The sequence below is a fragment of the uncultured Virgibacillus sp. genome (genome assembly GCF_947495635.1).
Taxonomy (GTDB): domain Bacteria; phylum Bacillota; class Bacilli; order Bacillales; family Amphibacillaceae; genus Virgibacillus; species Virgibacillus salarius.
The window spans coordinates 32,581-56,260 of record NZ_CANMAB010000001.1 but is presented as its reverse complement, the minus strand read 5'-3'; the positions used below and the strand labels follow the sequence as shown (position 1 = coordinate 56,260).

At 37.0% G+C, this 23,680-nt stretch carries 25 protein-coding genes; all 25 read left to right on the top strand.

Annotated elements, in window-relative coordinates; translation table 11 throughout:
* Positions 1-23 precede the first annotated feature (23 nt).
* Positions 24-494 (top strand): chemotaxis protein CheW, encoded by a 471-nt coding sequence (locus Q1A47_RS00270; protein ID WP_026680915.1) that lies wholly within the window; start codon positions 24-26, stop codon positions 492-494.
* 6 nt (positions 495-500) lie between these two features.
* Positions 501-1,133, top strand: a complete 633-nt coding sequence (locus tag Q1A47_RS00265; RefSeq protein WP_026680916.1) for a chemotaxis protein CheC — start codon at positions 501-503, stop codon at positions 1,131-1,133.
* The gene (locus Q1A47_RS00260; RefSeq protein WP_166529881.1) at positions 1,126-1,623 is read left to right on the top strand and encodes a chemotaxis protein CheD; all 498 of its coding nucleotides are present in this window, start codon (positions 1,126-1,128) and stop codon (positions 1,621-1,623) included. The genes Q1A47_RS00265 and Q1A47_RS00260 overlap by 8 nt, the downstream gene beginning before the upstream one ends.
* A 39-nt stretch (positions 1,624-1,662) precedes the next feature.
* Complete coding sequence (locus tag Q1A47_RS00255) at positions 1,663-2,442, top strand: FliA/WhiG family RNA polymerase sigma factor (protein WP_026680918.1); 780 nt, start codon at positions 1,663-1,665, stop codon at positions 2,440-2,442.
* Between the two features lie 202 nt (positions 2,443-2,644).
* Positions 2,645-4,018, top strand: a complete 1,374-nt coding sequence (locus Q1A47_RS00250; RefSeq protein ID WP_034678898.1) for a DUF342 domain-containing protein — start codon at positions 2,645-2,647, stop codon at positions 4,016-4,018.
* Between the two features lie 20 nt (positions 4,019-4,038).
* Complete coding sequence (locus tag Q1A47_RS00245) at positions 4,039-4,347, top strand: hypothetical protein (protein WP_026680920.1); 309 nt, start codon at positions 4,039-4,041, stop codon at positions 4,345-4,347.
* Between the two features lie 12 nt (positions 4,348-4,359).
* On the top strand, positions 4,360-4,809 hold the full coding sequence (locus Q1A47_RS00240) for a DUF6115 domain-containing protein (protein ID WP_026680921.1): 450 nt from the start codon (positions 4,360-4,362) through the stop codon (positions 4,807-4,809).
* Positions 4,810-5,031: 222 nt separating this feature from the next.
* Complete coding sequence (gene rpsB, locus Q1A47_RS00235; protein ID WP_026680922.1) at positions 5,032-5,778, top strand: 30S ribosomal protein S2; 747 nt, start codon at positions 5,032-5,034, stop codon at positions 5,776-5,778.
* Positions 5,779-5,873: 95 nt separating this feature from the next.
* Positions 5,874-6,758, top strand: a complete 885-nt coding sequence (gene tsf / locus Q1A47_RS00230; RefSeq protein ID WP_026680923.1) for a translation elongation factor Ts — start codon at positions 5,874-5,876, stop codon at positions 6,756-6,758.
* 101 nt (positions 6,759-6,859) lie between these two features.
* Positions 6,860-7,582, top strand: a complete 723-nt coding sequence (pyrH, locus tag Q1A47_RS00225; protein ID WP_026680924.1) for a UMP kinase — start codon at positions 6,860-6,862, stop codon at positions 7,580-7,582.
* Between the two features lie 2 nt (positions 7,583-7,584).
* On the top strand, positions 7,585-8,133 hold the full coding sequence (gene frr, locus Q1A47_RS00220) for a ribosome recycling factor (protein ID WP_026680925.1): 549 nt from the start codon (positions 7,585-7,587) through the stop codon (positions 8,131-8,133).
* A 211-nt stretch (positions 8,134-8,344) separates the two neighbouring features.
* Positions 8,345-9,115: an isoprenyl transferase gene (locus tag Q1A47_RS00215; RefSeq protein WP_026680926.1), complete on the top strand. Its 771-nt coding sequence runs from the start codon at positions 8,345-8,347 to the stop codon at positions 9,113-9,115.
* A gap of 14 nt (positions 9,116-9,129) precedes the next feature.
* On the top strand, positions 9,130-9,936 hold the full coding sequence (locus tag Q1A47_RS00210; RefSeq protein ID WP_166529880.1) for a phosphatidate cytidylyltransferase: 807 nt from the start codon (positions 9,130-9,132) through the stop codon (positions 9,934-9,936).
* Between the two features lie 106 nt (positions 9,937-10,042).
* Complete coding sequence (rseP, locus tag Q1A47_RS00205; RefSeq protein WP_026680928.1) at positions 10,043-11,308, top strand: RIP metalloprotease RseP; 1,266 nt, start codon at positions 10,043-10,045, stop codon at positions 11,306-11,308.
* Between the two features lie 352 nt (positions 11,309-11,660).
* Positions 11,661-15,947 carry a PolC-type DNA polymerase III gene (locus Q1A47_RS00200; protein ID WP_166529879.1) on the top strand — a complete coding sequence of 1,429 codons (4,287 nt, stop codon included), beginning with the start codon at positions 11,661-11,663 and terminating at the stop codon, positions 15,945-15,947.
* 312 nt (positions 15,948-16,259) lie between these two features.
* Positions 16,260-16,730 (top strand): ribosome maturation factor RimP, encoded by a 471-nt coding sequence (gene rimP / locus Q1A47_RS00195; RefSeq protein ID WP_026680929.1) that lies wholly within the window; start codon positions 16,260-16,262, stop codon positions 16,728-16,730.
* A 15-nt stretch (positions 16,731-16,745) separates the two neighbouring features.
* Positions 16,746-17,843: a transcription termination factor NusA gene (nusA, locus tag Q1A47_RS00190; RefSeq protein WP_026680930.1), complete on the top strand. Its 1,098-nt coding sequence runs from the start codon at positions 16,746-16,748 to the stop codon at positions 17,841-17,843.
* Between the two features lie 13 nt (positions 17,844-17,856).
* A complete protein-coding gene (locus Q1A47_RS00185) occupies positions 17,857-18,138 on the top strand; it encodes an RNase P modulator RnpM (protein WP_026680931.1) in 282 nt (93 codons plus the stop codon).
* On the top strand, positions 18,128-18,427 hold the full coding sequence (locus tag Q1A47_RS00180; protein WP_026680932.1) for a YlxQ family RNA-binding protein: 300 nt from the start codon (positions 18,128-18,130) through the stop codon (positions 18,425-18,427). Before Q1A47_RS00185 ends, Q1A47_RS00180 begins: the two co-directional genes overlap by 11 nt.
* A gap of 19 nt (positions 18,428-18,446) precedes the next feature.
* Positions 18,447-20,597: a translation initiation factor IF-2 gene (gene infB, locus Q1A47_RS00175; RefSeq protein ID WP_026680933.1), complete on the top strand. Its 2,151-nt coding sequence runs from the start codon at positions 18,447-18,449 to the stop codon at positions 20,595-20,597.
* Positions 20,594-20,872 carry a DUF503 domain-containing protein gene (locus Q1A47_RS00170; protein WP_026680934.1) on the top strand — a complete coding sequence of 93 codons (279 nt, stop codon included), beginning with the start codon at positions 20,594-20,596 and terminating at the stop codon, positions 20,870-20,872. Before infB ends, Q1A47_RS00170 begins: the two co-directional genes overlap by 4 nt.
* 41 nt (positions 20,873-20,913) lie before the next feature.
* On the top strand, positions 20,914-21,255 hold the full coding sequence (gene rbfA / locus Q1A47_RS00165; RefSeq protein ID WP_026680935.1) for a 30S ribosome-binding factor RbfA: 342 nt from the start codon (positions 20,914-20,916) through the stop codon (positions 21,253-21,255).
* Positions 21,256-21,334: 79 nt separating this feature from the next.
* The gene (gene truB, locus Q1A47_RS00160; protein WP_026680936.1) at positions 21,335-22,228 is read left to right on the top strand and encodes a tRNA pseudouridine(55) synthase TruB; all 894 of its coding nucleotides are present in this window, start codon (positions 21,335-21,337) and stop codon (positions 22,226-22,228) included.
* A gap of 21 nt (positions 22,229-22,249) precedes the next feature.
* Entirely contained in the window at positions 22,250-23,194 is a 945-nt protein-coding gene (locus Q1A47_RS00155; RefSeq protein WP_166529878.1) for a bifunctional riboflavin kinase/FAD synthetase, read from the top strand.
* A gap of 126 nt (positions 23,195-23,320) precedes the next feature.
* Positions 23,321-23,590: a 30S ribosomal protein S15 gene (gene rpsO, locus Q1A47_RS00150; RefSeq protein ID WP_026680938.1), complete on the top strand. Its 270-nt coding sequence runs from the start codon at positions 23,321-23,323 to the stop codon at positions 23,588-23,590.
* The last annotated feature ends 90 nt before the right edge of the window (positions 23,591-23,680 follow it).

The window sequence follows — 23,680 nt, the reverse complement described above, 5'->3', positions numbered from 1 at the left end:
AATGATAATTGGAGGAGAAAAAAATGGAAAATGAAACGTTAATGAATAGGAAAGTAATTGTATTTCAATTAGAGGATGAAGAGTTCGCTGTCTCTGTGCAGCAGGTGGGATCTATTGAAAAGATGATTCCAATTACAAGAGTGCCACAAACAGCTGACTTTGTGAAAGGTGTCATAAATTTAAGAGGAGTGGTTACGCCTGTTATTGATTTACGATTACGTTTTGGGATGAAGGAAACAGCATTTTCTGATTCAACCAGAATTATTATTGTTTTCGTAGATGATATGGAAGTTGGTCTCGTAGTAGATGCTGCAAATGATGTGATTGATATTCCAGAAAATGAGATTGAACCTGCACCTGAAGTTATTGGTACGGTTGATGCGGATTATATAGAAGGGGTAGCAAAATTAGATGATCGTCTATTAATCCTTCTTAATTTGCAAAAAGTATTAACCGAAGATGAAATTCATGAATTAAAATCTGTCGAAGGATAATCGTTCATGGACTATACAAAACTCACGACCATACAGCGAGATGTTTTGCGAGAAATTGGAAATATTGGAGCAGGAAATGCGGCAACTTCCATGTCTAAATTACTAAATAGAAAAATAGATATGGAAGTTCCTTCCGTAAACGTTGTAAGCTATGACGAAATGATGGAGTTGCTGGGGGGGCCAGATGAAGTTATTGTTGCACTTTTATTCCGAATACAGGGCGTTGCACCAGGAACCGTTTATTTTATCCTATCAACTGAGAGAGCTGAAGCATTAGTTAGAGAAATAACAGGAGATCAAGCAATGAATTTACTTGCTTCTTCTGATAATGAACTAGCTATTTCTGTACTTAAAGAAACCGGAAATATTGTTACTGGTGCATACCTATCTGCTCTATCAGATTTCACACAAGTAAATATGCAGCCATCTGTTCCGTATCTCAGCATAGATATGGCAGGAGCGATTTTAACGGCAGGACTTATTGAACTATCACAAGTTACGGATTATGCAATCATTATCAATACGAAGATGAATCCCTCGCATCTATCTCATAGTATAGAAGGTCATTTTCTCTTTATTCCTGATCCAGACTCATTCCCAAAGTTATTTCAAGCGTTAGGAATAAATGGATATGAATAAAACAGCGTCGATCATCAAAGTAGGTATTGGAGATTTAAATGTTGTAACTCCTCCTATGAAAATTAGAACATCTGGATTAGGATCGTGTGTAGGAGTAGTAATTTATGATGAAACGGAAAAGGTTTCGGGATTGGCTCATATTCTGCTTCCAAATTCTCAATTGGCCAGACAGAAGCAATACAATGCGTATAAATATGCAGACACAGCCATCCCAAAACTAATTACGAAAATGATAGATTGTGGAGCTAATAAACATAAATTAAAAGCAAAAATTGCTGGTGGTGCGCAAATGTTTCAATTCGCTTCTGGTTCCGATATGATGCGAATTGGCCCTCGAAATGTAGAGGCAGTTTTAGATAAGCTAAAGGATTGTAATATTCCAGTAGTTGCTCAAGATGTGGGAGGAAATACTGGTAGAACAATAGAATTTGATCCAGAAACCAGTAAGCTAAAAATCAGAAAAATTAATAGAGAAGAAACCTTTATTTAGAATAGATCAGAGCAGATCGTAATAAAAGGGGTGTATATAATGATAGTGAATGAATCTCCTCATGAAGAGAAGCTGTGGGATGACTGGTTAGTTTATAATAACATGGATGCAGCAAATCAACTTATTGATAAATATATGTATCTTGTAAGTTTTCATGTGGAGAGAATTGCAAGTAACTTGCCGAGCAATGTCAATAGAGGGGATGTTAAGAGCTTTGGCTTAATGGGACTATATGATGCACTAAAGAAATTCGATCCGAGCAGAGATCTAAAATTCGATACCTATGCATCATTTCGGATTAAAGGTGCGATAATGGATGGATTACGAAGGGAAGATTGGTTGCCCCGCTCTTTACGAGATAAAACGAAGAAAATTGAGCAGGTGTCAAACCAAATAGAGCAAAAAAACCAAAGAAAGCCAACTACCGAAGAAATAGCAGACAACATCGGCATGACAGTGAAAGAGGTGGAGAGTGCAATGCGTGACTCACTTTTTGCTAATATATTGTCTATTGAAGATAAGCCAAGTGACCAGAAGATGAAGTTAAAAGAGGGGATTGGCTACTCTATCCCTGATGATAAAACAGTCGCACCAGAAGATCATATGATAAACAATGAATTAAAAGATGAACTTAAAGAAGGAATAAAGGCTTTAAATGAAAATGAACAAATGGTAATTAGTTTGTTTTATCACGAGGAGCTAACATTAACAGAAATTGGACAAGTACTAGGCTTAACTACTTCACGAATATCACAAATACACAAAAAATCGATAGTCAAACTTCGATCTACCTTAAAAAAAATACAATCCTTTTCATAAAGGGTGTTTATACAAAGTGAAGATTTGAAGAGTCGGGTATGTAAAAGAATATCAATTGCTTTGATAACTGCTATTACAATTGATGTAAGCAAAATGCATAATGAATGGAATACAACATTAGCAATCATTCGATATATCTTTTCTCCTCACTTTTTAAAATCCATATAACGGGATGATGTGGAAGTAAAAGGAGGAAATACAAGTGGGTCAATTAGATGATATCTTTCAAGTAACTATTTCTAAGGATAAGATGGTCGCACAGTTAGATACGAAAGAACAAATAGAGAGAGAAATTAGTAGTATTTCGGATGAGGAAATTCGTCAATTCTTACGAGATCATCGAATTTTATATGGAGTCATGGAGGAATCAATATCTCAACTTTCTAGTAATTTGTCGGAAATAACCTTTCCAATAACGGTTGCAAAAGGGAAGCAAGTGAAACATGGTAAAGATGGGGTTTTGCAATATATCTCTGATTTTACAACAGATATCGTTCGTGATTGTAATTGGAATTTCAGGGATGTTATGCGGATTCCTACTGTGAGAAAAGGGGAAAAAATTGCAGAGCTGTATGACCCATCCGAAGGTGAATGTGGGTATACGATTGATGGTACAAAAATTGCCGCTCGACCTGGAAGACCAGCGGTTGTAAAGGCCGGGAAAAATGTTGTATATCGGGAGGAAGATCAATCCTTTTATGCTGCATCTGAGGGGCAATTAAGTAAGGTCGACAAGTGGATCCAAATTCAGCCTGTATTTGAAGTAGAAGAAACATTATCCATGAAAAATGGAAATCTTGATTTTGTAGGAACCATTATTATTCATGGAGATGTTCCCACTGGATATACAGTCAAGGCAAAAGGTGATGTTAAAATATTTGGTATGGTTGAGGCGGCTACGGTGATTGCTGGAGGTTCTGTTTATGTATCAGAGGGCTTGGCTGGCCAAGCAAAAGGAACTATAAAAGCGGACGAATCCATTAAAATTGGCTATATTAATCAAGGCATCGCTGTTGCTGGACAAGATTTATATGTAGAAAACTCCATTCTACATAGTAACTGTACGGTCAAGGGTCATGTTTTCTGTCAAAAAGGGAACATTATAGGAGGTGCCCTTTCTGCAGGTAAATCGATAGAAGCAAAGGACATTGGTAATCGTCTTAGCACGGAAACAGAGATTATATTCGGTGTAGATAAATCCATTGAAACGAAGGAAAGGCAGTTACAAGAGAAAAAAAAGGAATTAGAAGATACGCTGTCGAAATTAAGAATATTAGGCGAAAAAATAAAGCAAAGAGATATTGAGCAAAATCCAAAGCTCCGCATCACCCTACTTCGTCAAAAGAATTCATGGAACAAAACGAATGAACAACTTGAAGAAGTAACATTGCAACTTGATAAACTCAACTCCAGTATAGGTAGTGAACATTATGCAGAATTAATTGTAAGAAATTATATTTTTTCGAATGTAATCGTTGCATTTGGAAAATATCGACGAATTATCAAAGACAATCAACATTTTGTGAAAATGCATTTAGTAGATAATGAGATTGTTATTTATCCATTATTCGAATAGCCGTAAGGGGTGTAGATTTTATGGGGTGGAAATCGATAGAATTACAAGTTGCTATTCCTCGTTCTCAGGATGCAGGTAAAATGCAAGAGCAAATGCTAAAACAAAATGAGAATTTCCAAACATCACTTGCCCAAACACAGCTACAACAAGAAGAGCTAAAACGGAAACGAGTAATGGGGTCAAAGGATCTTCAGCAATTAAAATGGAAACAGCAACAAGATCAAAAAAGATTGAACGCTTCTATTCAAGCAAAAGATGAAGAAAAAGAGCGAGAACGAAAAGAATGGCGTCATCCTTATTTAGGAAAACGTGTAGATTTTAATGGATAAAAGAGGGATTCGATGACATCGTTTTTATTAATTATCAGCTTTTTGTTACATATTATTGCCTTTGCTGCTATTTATCAATTATTAAAACAGGTAAGGCAGCCAAATCAGCCAAACCAAATAAGTTCTGAAGAAATAAATTCTCTCCTCGACAACTATCTAGAAGAATTGAAAGAGGAAAATGACAGATTGATAAATCAGTTAACTACACATAGAGATAGAAAGTCCAAAGAGGTATCTGAGGCTTCTGCCACACAGGATTCTAAAAGGGCTGGAGAAATACAGCAAGCTCATTCCGAATACGAGCCAGAGGTTCACGAGGATGATCAAGTAGAAGCCTCTTTACAAGCAAGGATATTACATCTGTATAGCAAAGGGTTGTCTATTACAGAAATTGCTCGGCAATTAAATTGTGGAAAGACGGAGGCTGAATTGATTATCAAAATGGCTGGTAAGCATGCATAGTATTAATTTTATGCACATAAATACGAAAAAATTCATATGTTTGACTTGATAAGTCTTCATGCTTATGATATATTATTTTTTGGTGTGAATACTATGTTCTTCGTAGGTTGAGCAAGTAATAAATACACACGTTTAGTGATTTGTAAATGTGGTGCCATGTAAATGGTCTGTTTGCAAAAATGATCTAAACGGAGGAAAAAAACCATTTAGGAGGAATTTTTAATGTCAGCAATTTCAATGAAGCAATTACTTGAAGCTGGTGTACATTTTGGACATCAGACCCGTCGCTGGAATCCAAAGATGAAAAAATACATCTTTACAGAGCGTAACGGAATTTATATCATTGATCTTCAAAAAACAGTGAAGAAGGTTGATGAAGCGTACAATTATGTAAAGGATGTTGTAGCTGATGGTGGTACAATCCTTTTCGTAGGTACAAAAAAACAAGCACAAGACTCTGTGCGTGATGAGGCAACTCGTTCTGGTATGTACTATGTAAACCAACGTTGGTTAGGTGGTACACTTACTAACTTCCAAACAATTCGTAAACGTATCAATCGTTTGAAAGATATCGAACGTATGGAAGAAGATGGCACATTTGAAGTGTTACCTAAAAAAGAAGTTGTTAACTTATTAAAAGAAAAAGATCGCCTAGTTAAATTCCTTGGTGGAATTAAAGAAATGAATAAACTACCTGATGCATTGTTTGTCATTGATCCACGTAAAGAACGAATTGCGATTGCAGAAGCGCATAAATTAAATATTCCGATTATCGGAATTGTGGATACAAACTGTGACCCTGATGAAATTGATTATGTAATTCCTGCAAACGATGATGCTATTCGTGCGGTGAAACTTTTGACTTCAAAAATGGCAGATGCTATTTTAGAGGTGAAACAAGGGGAAGAAACAGAAGAAGTGCAAGAAGAGCAACAGGAAGCAACCGATTCTGAAACAGAACAAGAGTAATCAATTGAAAGGTGAGGGTGATAAGAGGATAAGAGCCTTTTATCACCTTTTTTAAAGAACGAGATACTACATTGATTATCCAAAGGAGGATTTTTATGGCTATTACTGCAAAAATGGTAAAAGAATTACGTGAAAAAACTGGCGCAGGTATGATGGATTGTAAAAAAGCGCTACAAGAAACGGACGGAGATATTGAGAAAGCAATTGATTATCTTCGTGAAAAAGGAATTTCAAAAGCAGCGAAGAAGGCTGACCGAATTGCTGCGGAGGGTTCAACGTACATTGAAATAGACGGTAATAAAGCAGTTCTTTTAGAAGTTAACTGTGAAACAGATTTCGTAACCAAGAATGATCAGTTTAAACAATTACTTTCTGATTTAGCAAAACATTTACTTAATCGTAACCCTGCAACGCTGGAAGAAGCGTTACAACAAGAAATGGATGGTAGTGGAGACACTGTAGAGAATTACATTAATTCTGCTGTTGCAAAAATTGGTGAGAAATTATCGCTACGCCGTTTTACAATCTTGTCAAAAACAGACAACGACGCATTTGGTGAGTATTTGCATATGGGTGGCCGCATCGGTGTATTAACGCTACTAGAAGGTACAACAGACGAGCAAGTAGCGAAAGATGTTGCGATGCATGTAGCAGCAGTAAACCCTCGTTATGTATCACGTGATGCTGTATCTAATGAAGAGGTAAACCATGAGCGTGAAGTATTAAAAGCTCAAGCTTTAAATGAAGGTAAGCCAGAACATATTGTCGAAAAAATGGTTGAAGGACGCCTTGGTAAATTCTTTGAAGAAATTTGTTTATTAGAACAAAGCTTCGTTAAAGATCCAGATCAAAAAGTGAAAAAATATGTAACGGATAAGGGCGCATCTGTACAAACATTTGTACGATATGAAGTTGGCGAAGGTATGGAAAAACGTGATGAAAACTTCGCTGATGAAGTAATGAGCCAAATTAAAAAATAAATGGTAGGTCAATAGGGAGCACAATAGTTGTTCCCTATTTCTCCATCTATCCCCAAGTGAACAAAACTACAAAACAATATCAAATTTCTATGGAGGTTATTATGACAACAGCTCGTTACCGTAGAATCGTACTTAAATTAAGTGGAGAAGCTTTAAGTGGCGAACAAGGATATGGCATTGAACCTAAAATTATTCAGTCTATCGCTAATCAAGTGAAAGAAGTTGCCGAATTAGATGTTGAGATCGCAATCGTCGTAGGTGGTGGAAATATCTGGCGAGGCAAGGTTGGTAGTGAAATGGGTATGGATCGTGCTACTGCTGACTATATGGGAATGTTAGCAACAATTATGAATTCTCTAGCACTTCAAGATGGACTGGAAAATATGGGTATACCTACTAGAGTACAGACATCAATCGAAATGCGACAAGTGGCTGAGCCATACATAAGGAGAAAAGCAATTCGTCATTTGGAGAAAAAACGTGTTGTCATTTTTGCTGCCGGTACAGGAAATCCTTTCTTTTCAACTGATACTACTGCTGCTTTACGCGCAGCTGAAATCGAAGCTGAAGTAATCCTTATGGCTAAGAATAATGTAGATGGCGTATATACAGATGATCCAAAGGTTAATAAAGATGCGCAAAAATATGAAAATCTATCTTATATGGAAATGCTGAATGAAGGACTAGGAGTTATGGATTCTACTGCTTCCACATTATGTATGGATAATGATATTCCATTAGTTGTTTTTTCTATTATGGAAGAAGGAAATATTAAACGAGTAGTCCAAGGAGATAATATTGGAACTACGATAAGGGGGAAATAAAGATGTCTGAAGGTATTATGAAACAAATGAAAGAAAAAATGGAGCAAGCAGTTCAAGCATTCTCGAAAAATTTAGCAACTGTTCGAGCAGGTAGAGCAAACCCTAATTTGTTAGATAGTGTATATGTTGATTATTATGGTACATCTACACCGTTAAATCAGTTAGCTTCCGTAACGGCACCTGAGGCACGTTTATTGGTTATTACACCGTATGATAAATCCGCCATCTCCGATGTAGAAAAAGCAATTCAAAAAGCCGATTTAGGATTATCACCTTCTAGTGATGGGAATGTGATTCGCATTAATATCCCAACACTAACTGAGGAACGCAGAAAAGATTTAGTGAAAGTAGTTGGAAAATACGCGGAGGAATCTCGTGTGCAAGTAAGAAATATTCGTCGTGAAGCCAATGATCAATTGAAAAAAGACGATAGTCTGCCTGAGGATGAATTACGAGGTGCCCAAGATGAAGTTCAAAAGGTAACCGATAATCATATTGCAAAAATAGATCAACTTGCTAAAGATAAAGAAAAAGAAATTATGGAAGTTTAGTCTAATTCCGTGTAAAATAAGATGTATAAGCCCTCTTCTTGTTTAAGGGGGCTTTTGTATTCTTACGCCAAAATCGTTATAATATAAAATGATTTGGTGATATAATGATGATTTATCCAGAATGGACTGGCATATAATCAATGCGGTTTACATATAGATGATAGTTGTAGAATCATGATATGGATAATCAACAGCATTCGGAGGACAAAAAATGTCAATTAGACTTCCTTTTATAAAAAATAAACAAAAGACATCGAACGATAAACAAATGGAGATGGAGACCGAGAACATCCCCAATCATGTAGCCATAATAATGGATGGAAATGGAAGATGGGCTAAGAAACGTGCCCTACCAAGAATTGCAGGTCATAAGGAAGGGGTTAATTCAGTAGTAAAAGTAGTGCGAGCTGCTTATAAGTCGAACATAAAAGTACTAACCCTTTATGCTTTTTCAACTGAAAATTGGAAAAGACCTAAGCCTGAAATAGAATATTTGATGAAGTTGCCGAAAGAATTCCTACATATTCATTTACCAGAGTTAATGGAGAAAAATGTTCGAATTCAAACAATTGGAGATTTTGAATCTTTGCCTACGCATACGAAAAAAGCTGTTCAATACGCTATTGATAAAACAAAGGGTAATGATGGATTATTGCTTAATTTTGCTTTAAACTATGGAAGTAGAGATGAAATAATGCAAGCGATAAAACAGATTATGACAGATATTGATGGTTCCAAACTAAGCATTGATTCATTGGATGAACAAATCTTCTCTAAATATCTATATACGCAGGGATTAAGTGATCCGGATTTATTAATTCGTACAAGTGGCGAACAACGACTAAGTAACTTTCTTTTATGGCAGTTAGCCTATACCGAATTCTGGTTTACCGATGTCCTTTGGCCAGATTTTTCGGAAGAAGTATTTCAAGAAGCTATTCAAGAGTATCAGCAACGTCAACGACGCTATGGCGGAATTTAAGGTGAGGAATTGCGATGAAACAAAGAATTATTACAGCCATTATTGCACTAATTATATTTGTGCCCTTTGTCATTATCGGAGGGATGCCTTTTCAACTTTTGGTTTATGCAATGGCCACAATTGGCTTTGTTGAATTGATAAGAATGGGTAAAATTTCCAAGTATTCCATTCCATCCATCTTAGGAATTGGATTAGTGTGGTTAATTTTGATGCAAGAGAGTAATACAGATTTAACTCCTTTAGCTTGGTTTACAAAGTCAGAAGTCATTATGCTAATGGTACTACTCTTATTATCGTATACGGTACTCGTTAAGAACAAGTTTACTTTTGATCATGCTGGAGTAGTGCTTTTATCAGCTATTTATGTAGGAATGGGATTTTATTATTTAATTGAAGCGCGAGTTGGACCTGAAAGCACCGACGCATTAGCAACGATACTTTACGTATTTCTTATTATTTGGGCAACAGATACAGGTGCATATTTTTTTGGACGAGCATTCGGTAAACGGAAGCTTTGGCCAAAAATCAGTCCGAATAAGACGGTTGAGGGTGCGCTAGGAGGCGTTTTTTTAGCAATTGTTGTTGGCGTGATCTTTCAGGCTATTCATCCAATAGAAGATTCATTTCTAGCAATTAGTAGTGTATCTCTATTGGCATCTATTTTTGGTCAAATTGGTGACTTAGTCGAGTCCGCATTTAAACGTCACTATGAAGTAAAAGATTCAGGAAATGTATTACCAGGACATGGAGGTATATTAGACCGGTTTGATAGTTTATTGTTTGTAATGCCTATATTACATTTGGTTGGTTTTTTTAACTAAACAATGCAGGCAATAAATATTTGTAGGATGTCTATAATATACTAGTATAGGTAAGAATTCACAGATAAAAGGTTATTAATTTATCCCCTAAAGGAAGGTGCTTTCTTTGAACACAGTTATCGCTTTTATATTCATGTTTGGCTTACTCGTGTTTATCCATGAATGGGGCCATTTAATTTTTGCAAAACGCGCAGGTATGCTCGCTAGAGAATTCGCGATCGGCTTTGGTCCGAAAATATTTGCTTTTACTAGAAATGAAACTGTATATACAATACGGCTCCTTCCAATCGGTGGATATGTCCGAGTTGCTGGAGAGGATCCAGAAATTATCGAATTGAAACCAGGCCACCATGTTGGTCTTGAATTTAACGATGCAGGAAAAGTAAATAAGATTATTGTAAATCATAAATCGAAGCACCCAAATGCTCGTATTATTGAAGTAGAACATGCGGACTTAGATCACAAATTACGAATTGAAGGCTATGAGGTTGATGAGCAAGACGAAAAACTTAGCTTCGAAGTCGATCCGAAGGCATTTTTTGTAATGGATGAAAGAGAAACGCAAATCGCTCCGTATGATCGTCAATTTGCCTCCAAAACGATAGGTCAACGTGCTATGCAGCTTTTTGCTGGTCCTATGATGAATTTTGTTCTTGCAATTGTTATCTTTTTAATACTTGGACTTATTCAAGGAGTTCCAGTTGAAGAGGCAAAAATGGGGCAAATACAACCAGATAGCCCTGCTCAAGAAGCAGGTATGAAGAGCGATGATGAGGTTATCAAGATAGAAGATCAATCGGTTTCAACGTGGAAGGAATTTACTTCCATTGTAAGAAAGAACCCTGGGGAAGAACTAGATATTGTTGTACTTCGTAATGGGGAAGAAGTTCCATTAACGATTGTTCCAGCAGAGGTGCCTGGACAAGAAGGTCAAGGTTCATATGGACAGATCGGAGTATACCAAGGGTTCGAGAAATCGGTTCTCGGCACAATAACATATGGTTTTACGCAAACATTTGAAACAACAAAATTAATAGTAACTAACTTAGCCATGCTAATTACTGGACAATTACCAATTGAAACATTATCAGGACCTGTTGGTATATATGATGCAACAGATCAAATTGTTCAAACTGGATTTATGAACTTTTTAATGTGGACGGCCATGCTAAGTATTAACTTAGGAATCGTCAATCTAGTTCCACTTCCAGCTTTAGATGGAGGGAGACTGTTATTTGTAGGAATAGAAGCTGTGAGAGGGAAACCAATCTCTCCAGAAAAGGAAGGATTGTTTCATTTCGTCGGTTTTGCTTTGCTCATGCTTCTTATGATCATTGTTACATGGAATGATATTCAGGAATTATTTCTATAGTGGCTACCGTGGTAATCAAAAATTTTGAGCAAAAGTCCAAGCTCCCGTAGCGACTGGAGCGAGTCAGCTAGGATAAAGGAATCGAGCCGATGACGCCTTATCGTATTGCGATTCGTGAAGTCGCCTAGCTGGACGCGGCTCAACACGCCCATAATTACCCACATAGGCTAATTTTATAATTTCCTAGACAACAAGAAAACCCTTGTCAAATAAGTGTTGGCAAGGGTTTCCACTATGTAAAAATGAATGATTGGTCAATACAGTGATGGTTCACTATAATTAATGTATGAGATGAATGATCCCTTCCTGAAGGTTATTCTTTCTAGTAAGGGTGAGGGGTAGGAGGATGAAAATGAATATCTCTAAAAAAGAAAAGATGGATGTACTTTTAAAACAATTGGATATTACTCAGGAGCATCTCCCATATTTTGAGAATAGCTATTTAGATAAATTGGAAGTGTATAAACAGTCTAAAACATGGCATTTTCATATTAATACAGAACAAGTGCTACCGTGGGAAGTATACCAAGTGTTTGAAAGTAAACTGCGTAACAGCTTCCAACAAATTGCAGAGGTAGACATTTCTATTGTTACGAATGAAAAATCTTGTGATACGGATACGACAGTAAAATATTGGCAGCACTTTATACAGTCACTTACAAATTTGTCTCCAGCATATAAAGAAATGGTGCAAAATCAAATTCCTCAAATTCAAAATAATAACATCATTTTAACAGCTAGGAATGAAGCTGAAGCTACTGCACTGAAAAAACGACTTGAAACAACCTTTAAAAGTTATTGCCAAAAAACTGGGCTACCGTTGTATGCAATGCAAATGGAAGTAAAGACGGAAGAAGCTGATTTCCAGAAATTTAAGGAACAAAAAGCTTTAGAGGATCAACAGCTAGTACTAAAAACCGTACAAGAAAAAGAAAAGCGGGATCAGAACAACGGACAAAATGATAATAAGCCACTTATGCTTGGATATAAAATTCAGGATGAACCGATAAGAATGGAAGAAATCCAAGAAGAGGAACGGCGAATAACCGTTCAGGGCTATATATTTTCATCCGAAATACGTAAGCTACGTTCTGGTAGAAGCTTGCTGATAATCAAGGCCACCGACTATTCCGATTCTCTTCAAATCAAAATGTTTTCCAAAGGCGATGAGGATGCAGAGAAATTTGAAGCAGCTAAAAAGGGGATGTGGATTAAGGCGAGAGGGAGTATACAAACGGACATGTATACGAATGAATTGGCCATGATGGCTAATGATATTCAGGAAGTGAAAGTAGCACCTCGTATGGATGATGCGCCGGATGAAGAAAAAAGAGTGGAATTACATGCTCATACAACAATGAGCCAGATGGATGCAGTCGTATCGCCAGCAAATTTGATTGGACAAGCTGCAAAATGGGGTCATAAAGCAGTTGCTATTACAGATCATGCAGGTGTACAAGGCTTTCCAGATGCGTATGCAGCAGGCCAAAAGAATGGAATTAAAGTGTTATATGGTGTTGAAGCAAATTTAGTAGATGATGGCGTGCCAATTGCCTATAATGAAAAGAATCTTGACTTAGAGACAGGCACATACATTGTATTCGACGTGGAAACAACGGGTCTTTCGGCAGTATATGATACAATCATTGAATTAGCTGCTGTGAAAATTCATCAAGGTGAGATCGTTGATCGATTTGAATCTTTTGCTAATCCACATCATCCCTTGTCTCAGACAACTACAGATTTAACAGGAATTACGGATGAGATGGTACAAGATGCACCTGAGGTGGAAGATGTATTAAAAGATTTTCATAGCTGGATGGGGAACGATATATTAGTAGCTCACAATGCTAGTTTTGATATGGGATTCTTAAACCAAGGATTTAAGAAAATAAATTATAACAAAGCAGATAATGCTGTCATTGATACATTAGAGCTTGCTAGATTTTTATTCCCACAATTGAAAAATCATCGTTTAAATACGTTATGTAAACATCTGGATATTGAGCTTACTCAACATCACCGAGCTATTTATGATGCAGAGGCAACAGGTTATTTGTTATGGAAGTTAGTGCAAGCATTACTAAAAAAAGAAATTACGAATCATAATCAATTAAATAATCACATGGGTGAAGGAAATGCATATCAACGATCACGTCCTTTTCACTGTATTTTACTTGCGAAGACTCAAGAGGGTTTAAAGAATATATATAAATTAGTATCTCATGCACACATTGATTATTTCTATCGAGTTCCTCGAATTCCTAGATCTTTATTACAAAAGTATCGGGAAGGTATATTAATTGGTTCAGCATGTGATCAAGGTGAAGTATTTGAGACAATCATGCAGAAGTCCGAAGAAGAGGCGGAAAGTGTAGCGGAATTTTATGATTATATAGAAGTGCAGCCACCTGCTAATTACACCCATTTAATCGAGAAGGACCTTGTGCAAAACGAAGCACAGATCTTAGATATTTTAAAGAAACTAGTAAAGTTAGGCGACAGAATCGGAAAGCGAGTAGTTGCAACTGGAAATGTCCATTATCTTCATGATCATGATCAGGTATATCGCCAAATTTTAGTTGCTTCACAAGCAGGAAATCCATTAAATCGAGTAACATTACCTAAAACACCATTCCGTACAACAAATGAGATGCTGAAAGCTTTTCACTTTTTAGGAGAAGCGAAAGCGAAGGAAATTGTAGTTACTAATTCGGCTATGATTGCTGAGGAGATAGAAGACATTTCCCCAGTAAAGGATGGATTATTCACACCAACGATTGAAGGCGCTGATCAAGAAATGAGAGATTTGTGTTACACGCGTGCGAAAAAAATTTACGGTGATCCAGTTCCAGAGATTGTAACCAATCGTTTGGAAAAGGAATTGGAAAGCATTATTGGTCACGGTTTTGCAGTTATCTATTTGATTTCTCATAAACTGGTTAAGAAATCGTTAGATGATGGTTATTTAGTTGGATCACGTGGTTCTGTTGGTTCTTCCTTTGTGGCTACAATGACAGAAATAACTGAAGTCAATCCTTTACCTCCACATTATGTATGTGAAGCTTGCCATTATAATGAATTCATAACGGATGGTTCTGTAGGTAGTGGTTTTGACTTACCTGATAAAACATGTCCAAATTGTGATAAGCCATTAACGAAGGATGGTCAAGACATACCATTTGAAACGTTCTTAGGATTTAAAGGAGATAAGGTTCCAGATATTGATTTAAACTTCTCAGGTGATTATCAGCCCCGTGCTCACAATTTTACAAAAGAGCTGTTCGGAGTAGATAATGTTTATCGAGCTGGGACAATTGGTACGATTGCAGAAAAAACTGCTTATGGGTATGTGAAAGGTTTTGCATCTGATAAACAACTTGTTTATAAAAATGCGGAAGTAGATCGATTAGTGCAAGGATGTACAGGAGTGAAGCGTACAACTGGGCAACACCCAGGTGGTATCATTGTTGTGCCAGATGATAAAGAAATATTTGATTTCACTCCAATTCAATTTCCAGCAGATGATCGGAATAGTGAATGGCGAACGACACATTTTGACTTTCACTCTATCCATGATAATTTATTAAAGTTAGATATTCTCGGACACGATGATCCGACAGTAATTAGAATGCTTCAAGATCTTAGCGGAATTGATCCGAAAACAATACCAACGGATGATCCTGATGTGATGACTATATTTTCAGGACCAGAAGCACTTGGGGTTAACGCAGAACAAATTAATTGTAAGACGGGCACATTAGGAGTTCCAGAATTTGGAACAAAGTTTGTTCGGCAAATGCTAGAAGATACGAAGCCTAATACGTTTGCAGAATTGGTAATTATATCGGGACTGTCTCACGGTACAGATGTATGGCTAGGAAATGCTCAAGAATTGATTAATGATGGTATTTGTAAGTTACCTGATGTAATTGGTTGCCGCGATGATATTATGGTGTATTTAATGCATAAAGGACTTGATGCTTCGCTAGCGTTTAAGATCATGGAATTTGTTCGTAAAGGTAAGGGGCTTCAAGATGATTGGATTGCTGAAATGAAAAAACATGATGTACCAGACTGGTATATTGAATCATGCAAAAAAATTAAATATATGTTCCCTAAAGCACATGCTGCTGCATATGTGTTAATGGCAGTGCGAATCGCATATTTTAAAGTTCATCATCCGATTTTCTTTTATGCCGCTTACTTCACGGTGCGTGCAGATGACTTTGAATTGGACACAATGATCAAAGGCTCTAATGCGATACGTAATCGTATGGAGACGATCACAGCAAAAGGAAATGATGCTTCGCCTAAAGAAAAGAATTTACTAACCGTACTCGAATTGTCATTAGAAATGTGCGAAAGAGGCTTTTCATTCAAAAAAGTGGATTTATATAAATCGAGTGCTTCTGAATTTATTGTAGATGGTGATGCGCTCATTCCTCCATTTAATGCTGTGGATGGATTGGGTACTAATGCTGCAATAAATATTGTAAAGGCTAGAGAAGAAGGAGAATTTTTGTCAAAAGAAGATTTAAGAGAACGTAGCAAAATTTCAAAAACAGTTTTGGAGTATTTGGATAATCACGGCTGTTTAGAAGGAATGGCTGAGAAAAACCAATTATCACTATTCTAGTGTAATTCTGTTGGCTGAGCTTCTCCATTTTAAGTTTATTTGGAGGTTGTAATGGATATACTATTCCTACATGCACGTAAACTTGCGTCGTATTTATCCATATGATATACTTATTTTGGTAAGTAATGATACGAACGTTTTTAAAGAGTGGGTGACAGCCCACTCTTTCTTCATACCTCTACTTTGCTCAATGACTTCCCTTGCCACTCCTTACGGCAGGGGTTTTATATTGATGGAGGCAGTTCACTCAAATGAAATAGGAATGATTTGTTCATACTAGTAAGTAAACAACAGCATAAAGGAGGATATGTATTGAGTTCTCAAGTAATTAAGACAACGGAAGAGCTAGTTCTACCTATTCTAGAGAAAAAGAACTTAGAGCTTGTCGATATTGAGTATGTGAAAGAAGGAAAAAATCGTTTCCTTCGAGTTTATATTGATAAAAATGGCGGAGTAGATATTTCAGAATGTGGAGAAGTGTCTGAAGAGTTGAGTGAAAAGTTAGATGAAACCGATCCAATATCGGAAGCTTACTTTTTGGAAGTATCATCTCCAGGAGTAGAACGTCCATTAAAATCAAAAGAGGACTTCGAGAAACATATAAATAGCAATATTTATGTAAAGCTATATGAGCCCGTAGATGGCGAGAAGTCATATGAAGGAGTTCTCAAGCGTTTTGTAGATGATGTGCTAACGATAGAATATAAGGTGAAAACACGCAAATTAACAGTAGAAATACCGTATAGTAAAATAGCAAAGGCTAGACTTGCTGTAACGTTCTAAAGGGGGAAAAGAAAAGTGAGCACGCAATTGTTTGATGCAATTGATTATTTAGCAAAAGAAAAAGGTATTGATAAGGACATTCTATTGGAAGCGTTAGAAGCTGCTTTGATTTCTGCATATAAGAAAAACTTTAAATCAGCTACAAACGTACGTGTGGAACTAAATGAAGAAACTGGGAAAATGGGCGTTTTCTCTAGAAAAACGGTTGTCGATGAAGTAGAAGATACACAGCAAGAGTTATCATTAGAAGAGGCAAAGAAAATTAATCCTAATTATCAGGTTGACGATGTCGTAGAGGTAGAGGTAACACCAAAAGACTTCGGAAGGATTGCTGCCCAAGCCGCCAAACAGGTCGTAACACAACGTGTTCGCGAGGCAGAGCGAGGTGTGATTTTCTCAGAGTATTCAGACCGTGAAGAAGATGTAATGACGGGAATTATTCAACGAAAGGACGCACGCTTCGTTTATGTGAACCTTGGAAAAATAGAAGCTAAACTTGCTGAGGCTGAACAAATGCCAACGGAGGAATATTATATTCATGACCGAATCAAGGTTTTTGTGACAAAGGTTGAAAATACAAGCAAAGGCCCACAAATCTATATTTCAAGATCACATCCAGGGTTATTAAAACGATTATTTGAAATGGAAGTTCCAGAAATCTATGACGGCATTGTCGAAATCAAGTCCGTTGCTAGGGAAGCAGGAGACCGCTCTAAAATATCTGTTTACGCGCCAGATCCAGAAATTGATCCGGTAGGTTCATGTGTTGGACAAAAAGGCCAGCGTGTGCAAGCAATTGTAAACGAATTAAAAGGAGAAAAAATTGATGTAGTAGAATGGTCTGAAGATCCAACAGTATATGTTTCAAATGCGTTAAGCCCATCTAAAGTTGTTGAAGTATTAGTGAATGAAGAGGAAAAAGCGACAACTGTCATTGTTCCTGACTATCAATTATCATTAGCTATTGGCAAGCGTGGTCAAAATGCGAGACTTGCTGCTAAGCTCACTGGATGGAAAATTGATATAAAAAGTGAGTCCGAAGCACGTGATGAAGGCTTATTGGATGAAGCGGATGAGACTTATTCCGACAATGAGGAAAGCTTGTTTGAATAAGGGGGATCATTAAATGACAAAACAAAGAAAGATACCTACACGTAAATGTGTAGTAACAAATGAAATGATGCCAAAAAAAGATTTAATTCGAGTTGTGCGTAATAAGGAAGGGGAAGTGTTTGTAGACCCCACTGGTAAAAAAAATGGAAGAGGCGCATATGTATCAAAGGATTTGGATGTTATTGCAAAGGCAGAAAAATCAAGTGTCCTTAGTCGCCATTTAAATGCTGACATCGATGCTAGCATATTTGAAGAACTTAAAGCGCTGATAACAGGTAAGAATCATGAAAAGTAATTATTTAAATTTGTTAGGTCTTGCTCATCGAGCAGGTAAGTGTGTACTTGGTGAAGATGCAATACTTAAAGAAATTCGATCCAATCGGGCAAAACTAGTATTGTTAGCGAACGATATAGGTCCGCAAACACGAAAAAAATTAACGGATAAATGTAAAACCTATGAAATTCCATATGTCATAGTGGACGACAGAGATACGATATCGAAAGCTATTGGCAAAGCCCAAAGAGTAGCCATTGCAATTATAGATGCAGGGTTTGCTGCGAAGTTCAAATCGTTACTCGGGTAATAAATTCGGGGGTGAACGTATGAGTAAAATGCGTGTATATGAATATGCAAAACAAAATAATACATCAAGTAAGGATGTAGTGACATTTTTGAAAGGGATTAATGTAGAGGTTAGTAACCATATGTCTACTATTTCTTCAGATGTTATAGCGAAACTAGATAATCATTTTAAGTCAGATAATAAATCACAGGCTTCAATGAAATCCGACAAGTCAGCGGAACAACGTAGCGATAAAACGGAACATAAAGGTAAGAAGGAGAACAAAGGGAAATCCAATCATAATTCTCCACAACAAAACAAAAAGAACCATCAGAATAATAACAAACCAAATAAACAGCAAAAATTTCAAGGTAAAAAAGGTAAAAAGGGTAAAGGAAATAAGCCCGTTGGGAATTCACAACCAGTTAAAAAGGAGACACCTAAACACATTACCTATCATAATAAGCTAACGGTAAGTGAATTGGCCGAGAAATTAAATAAAGAAGCGTCAGAAATTATTAAAAAGCTAATGTTCCTTGGCGTAATGGCAACGAAAAACCAAGATTTAGATGATGATACTATTGAATTAATCTGCGCTGAATTCGATGTAGAAGTTGAAAAGGAAATTATCCTTGAGGATACGGATTTCGATAAGTATATTGAGGAAGATAAGCAAGAGGATTTAATTGAAAGACCAGCTGTTGTAACGATAATGGGGCATGTGGACCATGGGAAAACGACGTTATTAGATTCTATCCGCCATACGAAAGTGACTGCCGGGGAAGCAGGTGGGATCACACAGCATATTGGTGCGTATCAGGTTGAAAACGATGGCAAGAAAATTACATTTCTCGATACTCCTGGTCATGCCGCTTTCACAAGTATGCGTTCAAGAGGTGCTCAAGTAACGGACGTAGCCATCTTAGTAGTTGCTGCTGATGATGGAGTTATGCCACAGACTGTTGAAGCAATTAACCATGCAAAAGCTGCAGAAGTTCCAATTATAGTAGCAGTTAATAAGATGGATAAAGAAGGCGCAAACCCAGATCGGGTTATGCAGGAGCTCACAGAATATGAATTAATTCCTGAAGATTGGGGCGGAGATACGATCTTTGTTAATCTTTCAGCTATAAAGGGTGAAGGTATTGACGAACTACTCGAAATGATCGTTCTCGTATCAGAAGTAGAAGAACTAAAGGCAAATCCACATACAACAGCATTTGGTACTGTGATTGATGCACAGCTTGATAAAGGACGAGGTTCTGTTGCTACATTATTAGTCCAGAATGGTACATTGCATGTTAGTGATTCGATTGTTGTAGGTAATACACATGGACGAGTACGTGCAATGGTTAACGATCTAGGTAAGCGAGTTAACAATGCTGGACCGTCTACACCGGTAGAAATAACTGGTTTGAATGATGTTCCGCAAGCTGGTGATCAATTTCTTGTATTTAAAGATGAGAAAAAAGCTCGTCAAATTGGTGAAGCACGTCAGCAAAAGCAAATACAAGAAAATCGTGGTGAACAAACGAAGGTTAGTCTAGATGACTTGTTTGAACAAATCAAACAAGGAGATATGAAGGAAATAAACATTATTATTAAAGCAGATGTACAGGGTTCTGCGGAAGCACTTGCCTCTTCGTTACGAAAAATTGAAGTAGAGGGAGTAAATATTAAAATTATTCATACCGGTGTTGGTGCCATTACTGAGTCTGATATTATCCTAGCAGCAGCATCTAATGCTATCGTAATTGGCTTTAATGTTCGTCCAGATGCGAATGCGAAAAAAGCTGCTGAGTCAGAAAAAGTAGATGTTCGTTTACATCGTGTCATTTATAAAGCAATTGAAGAAGTAGAGGCAGCAATGAAAGGGCTGCTTGATCCTGAGTTTGAAGAAAAGGTTATTGGTCAAGCGGAAGTAAGAGAAACATTCAAGGTATCTAAAATTGGTACCATTGCTGGAAGCTATGTAACTGATGGTAAGATTACAAGAGATGCTGGAGTACGCTTAATTCGTAATGGAGTAGTATTATTTGAAGGTGAAATAGCTGCCCTAAAACGCTTTAAAGATGACGTGAAGGAAGTGGCACAGAATTATGAGTGTGGTGTAACGATTAAAAACTTTAATGATATTAAAGAAGGCGATATTATTGAAGCATTTGTAATGGAGGAAATTGAGCGTACATGATCATTTATGCTGAAGTTGAGTGCATGATGTATGAAGGGAATTCGTTAAAGCAGAAACGTTCTGTCATTAAGCGTTTAATTGCAAAATTAAAAAATGACTATAATGTTGCAGTTACTGAATTGGATTATCATGATCTTTGGCAGCGAACGAAACTTGGAATTGTTACTATTTCCAATGAGCAGAAGCATGCGGAACAGATAATTCAAGGAGTAATAAACGTAATTGATTCATATACTGAACTTGAGCGAACTATTACCGAAGTAGAACGAATTTAAAGTCTCTTGTTCTGCAAGGAGTTATACATGAGGTGATTGAATTGGCTGATTTACGTGCAAATAGAGTAGCCGAACAGATGAAAAAGGAATTAGGTGAAATTCTTACTCGAAAAATCAAAGATCCTCGAGTAGGTTTTGTTACTGTAACGGATGTTGAGGTTACTGGAGATTTACAACAAGCAAAAATATTTATATCTGTTCTTGGGGATGAAAAGCAAAAGCAAGATACATTACTAGGTTTAGCGAAGGCCAAGGGCTTTATTCGATCAGAAATTGGCCATCGTATTCGGTTACGAAAAACACCTGAACTCATGTTTGAGTTTGATGAGGCTTATGAATATGGTAATCGAATTGAAACAATCCTTAGGGATTTGAATAAGTGATGATTGCAAAAATCTGACCTATTTATAAATAGGTCAGATTTTTCCCTTCATGTACAGAAAATAAACGGAGGTTTTTTAAATGGATGGAATCCTGCCATTGTGGAAGCCAAAAGGCTTGACATCTCATGATTGCGTCTTTAAAATACGTAAATTATTTCATACCAAAAAAGTAGGTCATACAGGTACCCTTGATCCGGATGTTGAAGGGGTACTGCCTATTTGTATTGGACAAGCAACCAAAATTGTTCCTTTTTTAACGGATACTAAAAAAACGTATATTGCCAAGTTAAAACTCGGACAAGCAACAGATACAGAGGATGCAACAGGAAGAGTCATCGAGGAGAAAGAGGTAGTATATCGTCCAAATGTGCAACAAATAGAAGAAGTATTACCCTCATTTCTAGGGAAAATCGAACAAGTTCCCCCCATGTATTCTGCTGTTAAGGTAAATGGTAAGAAGCTTTATGAATATGCACGCGCTAATGAGACAGTTGAAAGACCAATACGACATGTATATATCTATGAGCTCATGCAACTTTCTGAAGATGAGCAACAGCAAGATACAATCTCTTTCAAAGTGATCTGCTCGAAAGGAACGTACATTAGAACTCTATGTGTGGATATTGGAAAAGCATTGGGTTACCCTGCACATATGGCTGAGTTAACTAGAGAGGCAACCGGTGCTTTTTCAAAGAAAAATACCGTGACATTTGCTACAATAGAGGAGGCGGTCAGAAATAAGAAGGAAGCCGATCTTCTGCAGCCGATCGAACAAGGACTTTTACATCTTGATTGCTTACGTGTCGATCGAGATACAAAACAGAAAGTACTCCATGGTCAAAAACTGCAGTACACGTATAAATTAACGACAAATCCATTTACAGTAATGTATCAGGATGAATTGTTGGCAGTCTATCAGATCCATCCTGACAACCCTGAAATGATGAAGCCAATTCGTGTTTTTAGCAGATAATAAAAGTGTAGGTGAAGCAATATGCGAACATTTGAATTAGAGTATCCACATGCATTAGTTTTTAACGAGCTACCAGAAACCGTAACAGCCATTGGTTTTTTTGACGGAATACATTGTGGACATCAGCGGGTGATCCAAACAGCTGTATCTGAAGCAAAAAATAGAAATATGGAAAGCGCAGTTATCACTTTTTTTCCTCACCCTTCTGTTGTATTAAAAAAAGATGCGCAACACGTTAAATACATAACACCATTACGTGAAAAGAAGGAAATTCTGAAGCGGCTTGGAGTAGATAGACTCTATATTATTAAATTTAATAAAGCATTAGCTTCTTTATCTCCTCAAGGTTTTATAGATCATTTTATAAAGGGATTGAATATAAAGCATGTTGTAGCAGGGTTTGATTTTTCCTATGGACATAAAGGGAAAGGAAATATGGAAACGATTAAAGAGCATGCGGCTGATGCATTTTCGTATACTACGATTAGCAAAGTAGAACTAGATAATGAGAAAATTAGCTCAACAAGAATACGGGAATGCTTAAAAAAAGGTCAGATAGAAAAGGCGAATGAACTCTTAGGCAGACCATTAATCGTAGATGGTATTGTTATTAAAGGGGAACAGAGAGGAAAAGCGTTGGGTTACCCAACAGCGAATATCGACACAAATCGTGATGCACTGTTGCCGAAAACCGGTGTCTATGCGGTGAAAATAATCTATAAAAATGAAAGGTATGAGGGTATGGCGAGCCTTGGAGTGAATCCAACCTTTACACCAGATTTGCTAGAGCCTGTCCTTGAAGTGAACATATTTGATTATAACAATGATCTCTACGGTGATGAGCTTCTTGTGGAATTTCATGCATTTATTCGAGAAGAACAAAAATTTGCTGGAGCCGCACAGCTTATTAAGAAAATCGCAGAGGATGAGGTGAAAATTCGCAATTATTTCGCTAAGAATTGTTGATCAATCCCCTTGCATTTTCCTGAAAAAAAGTGTACGATTAAAAACGTAAAACCATCGCTTGGCAATACGTAACTCCGACGATTGCTAGGGGAATGGGGCTAAAAAGATTATTAGGAGGTGAGCCAGATGGCTATTACACAAGAACGTAAGAATGAAATTATCAATGAATACAAAATTCATGAGAGTGATACTGGTTCTCCAGAAGTACAAATTGCTGTACTTACTGAAGAAATTACAACACTAAATGAACATTTACGTGTTCACAAAAAAGACCATCATTCACGTCGTGGTCTTTTGAAAATGGTTGGTAAACGTCGTAATTTACTTAACTATCTTCGTAAAAAAGACGTTACTCGTTATCGTGAATTAATTAAAAATCTTGGCCTACGCCGATAGATTTAAAAAGCAGGAGAAATCCTGCTTTTTTTTCTACATTGGAAGAGCATGTCATTTGGTAATGAGCCGTTCTTATGAAGTTCCACTTTT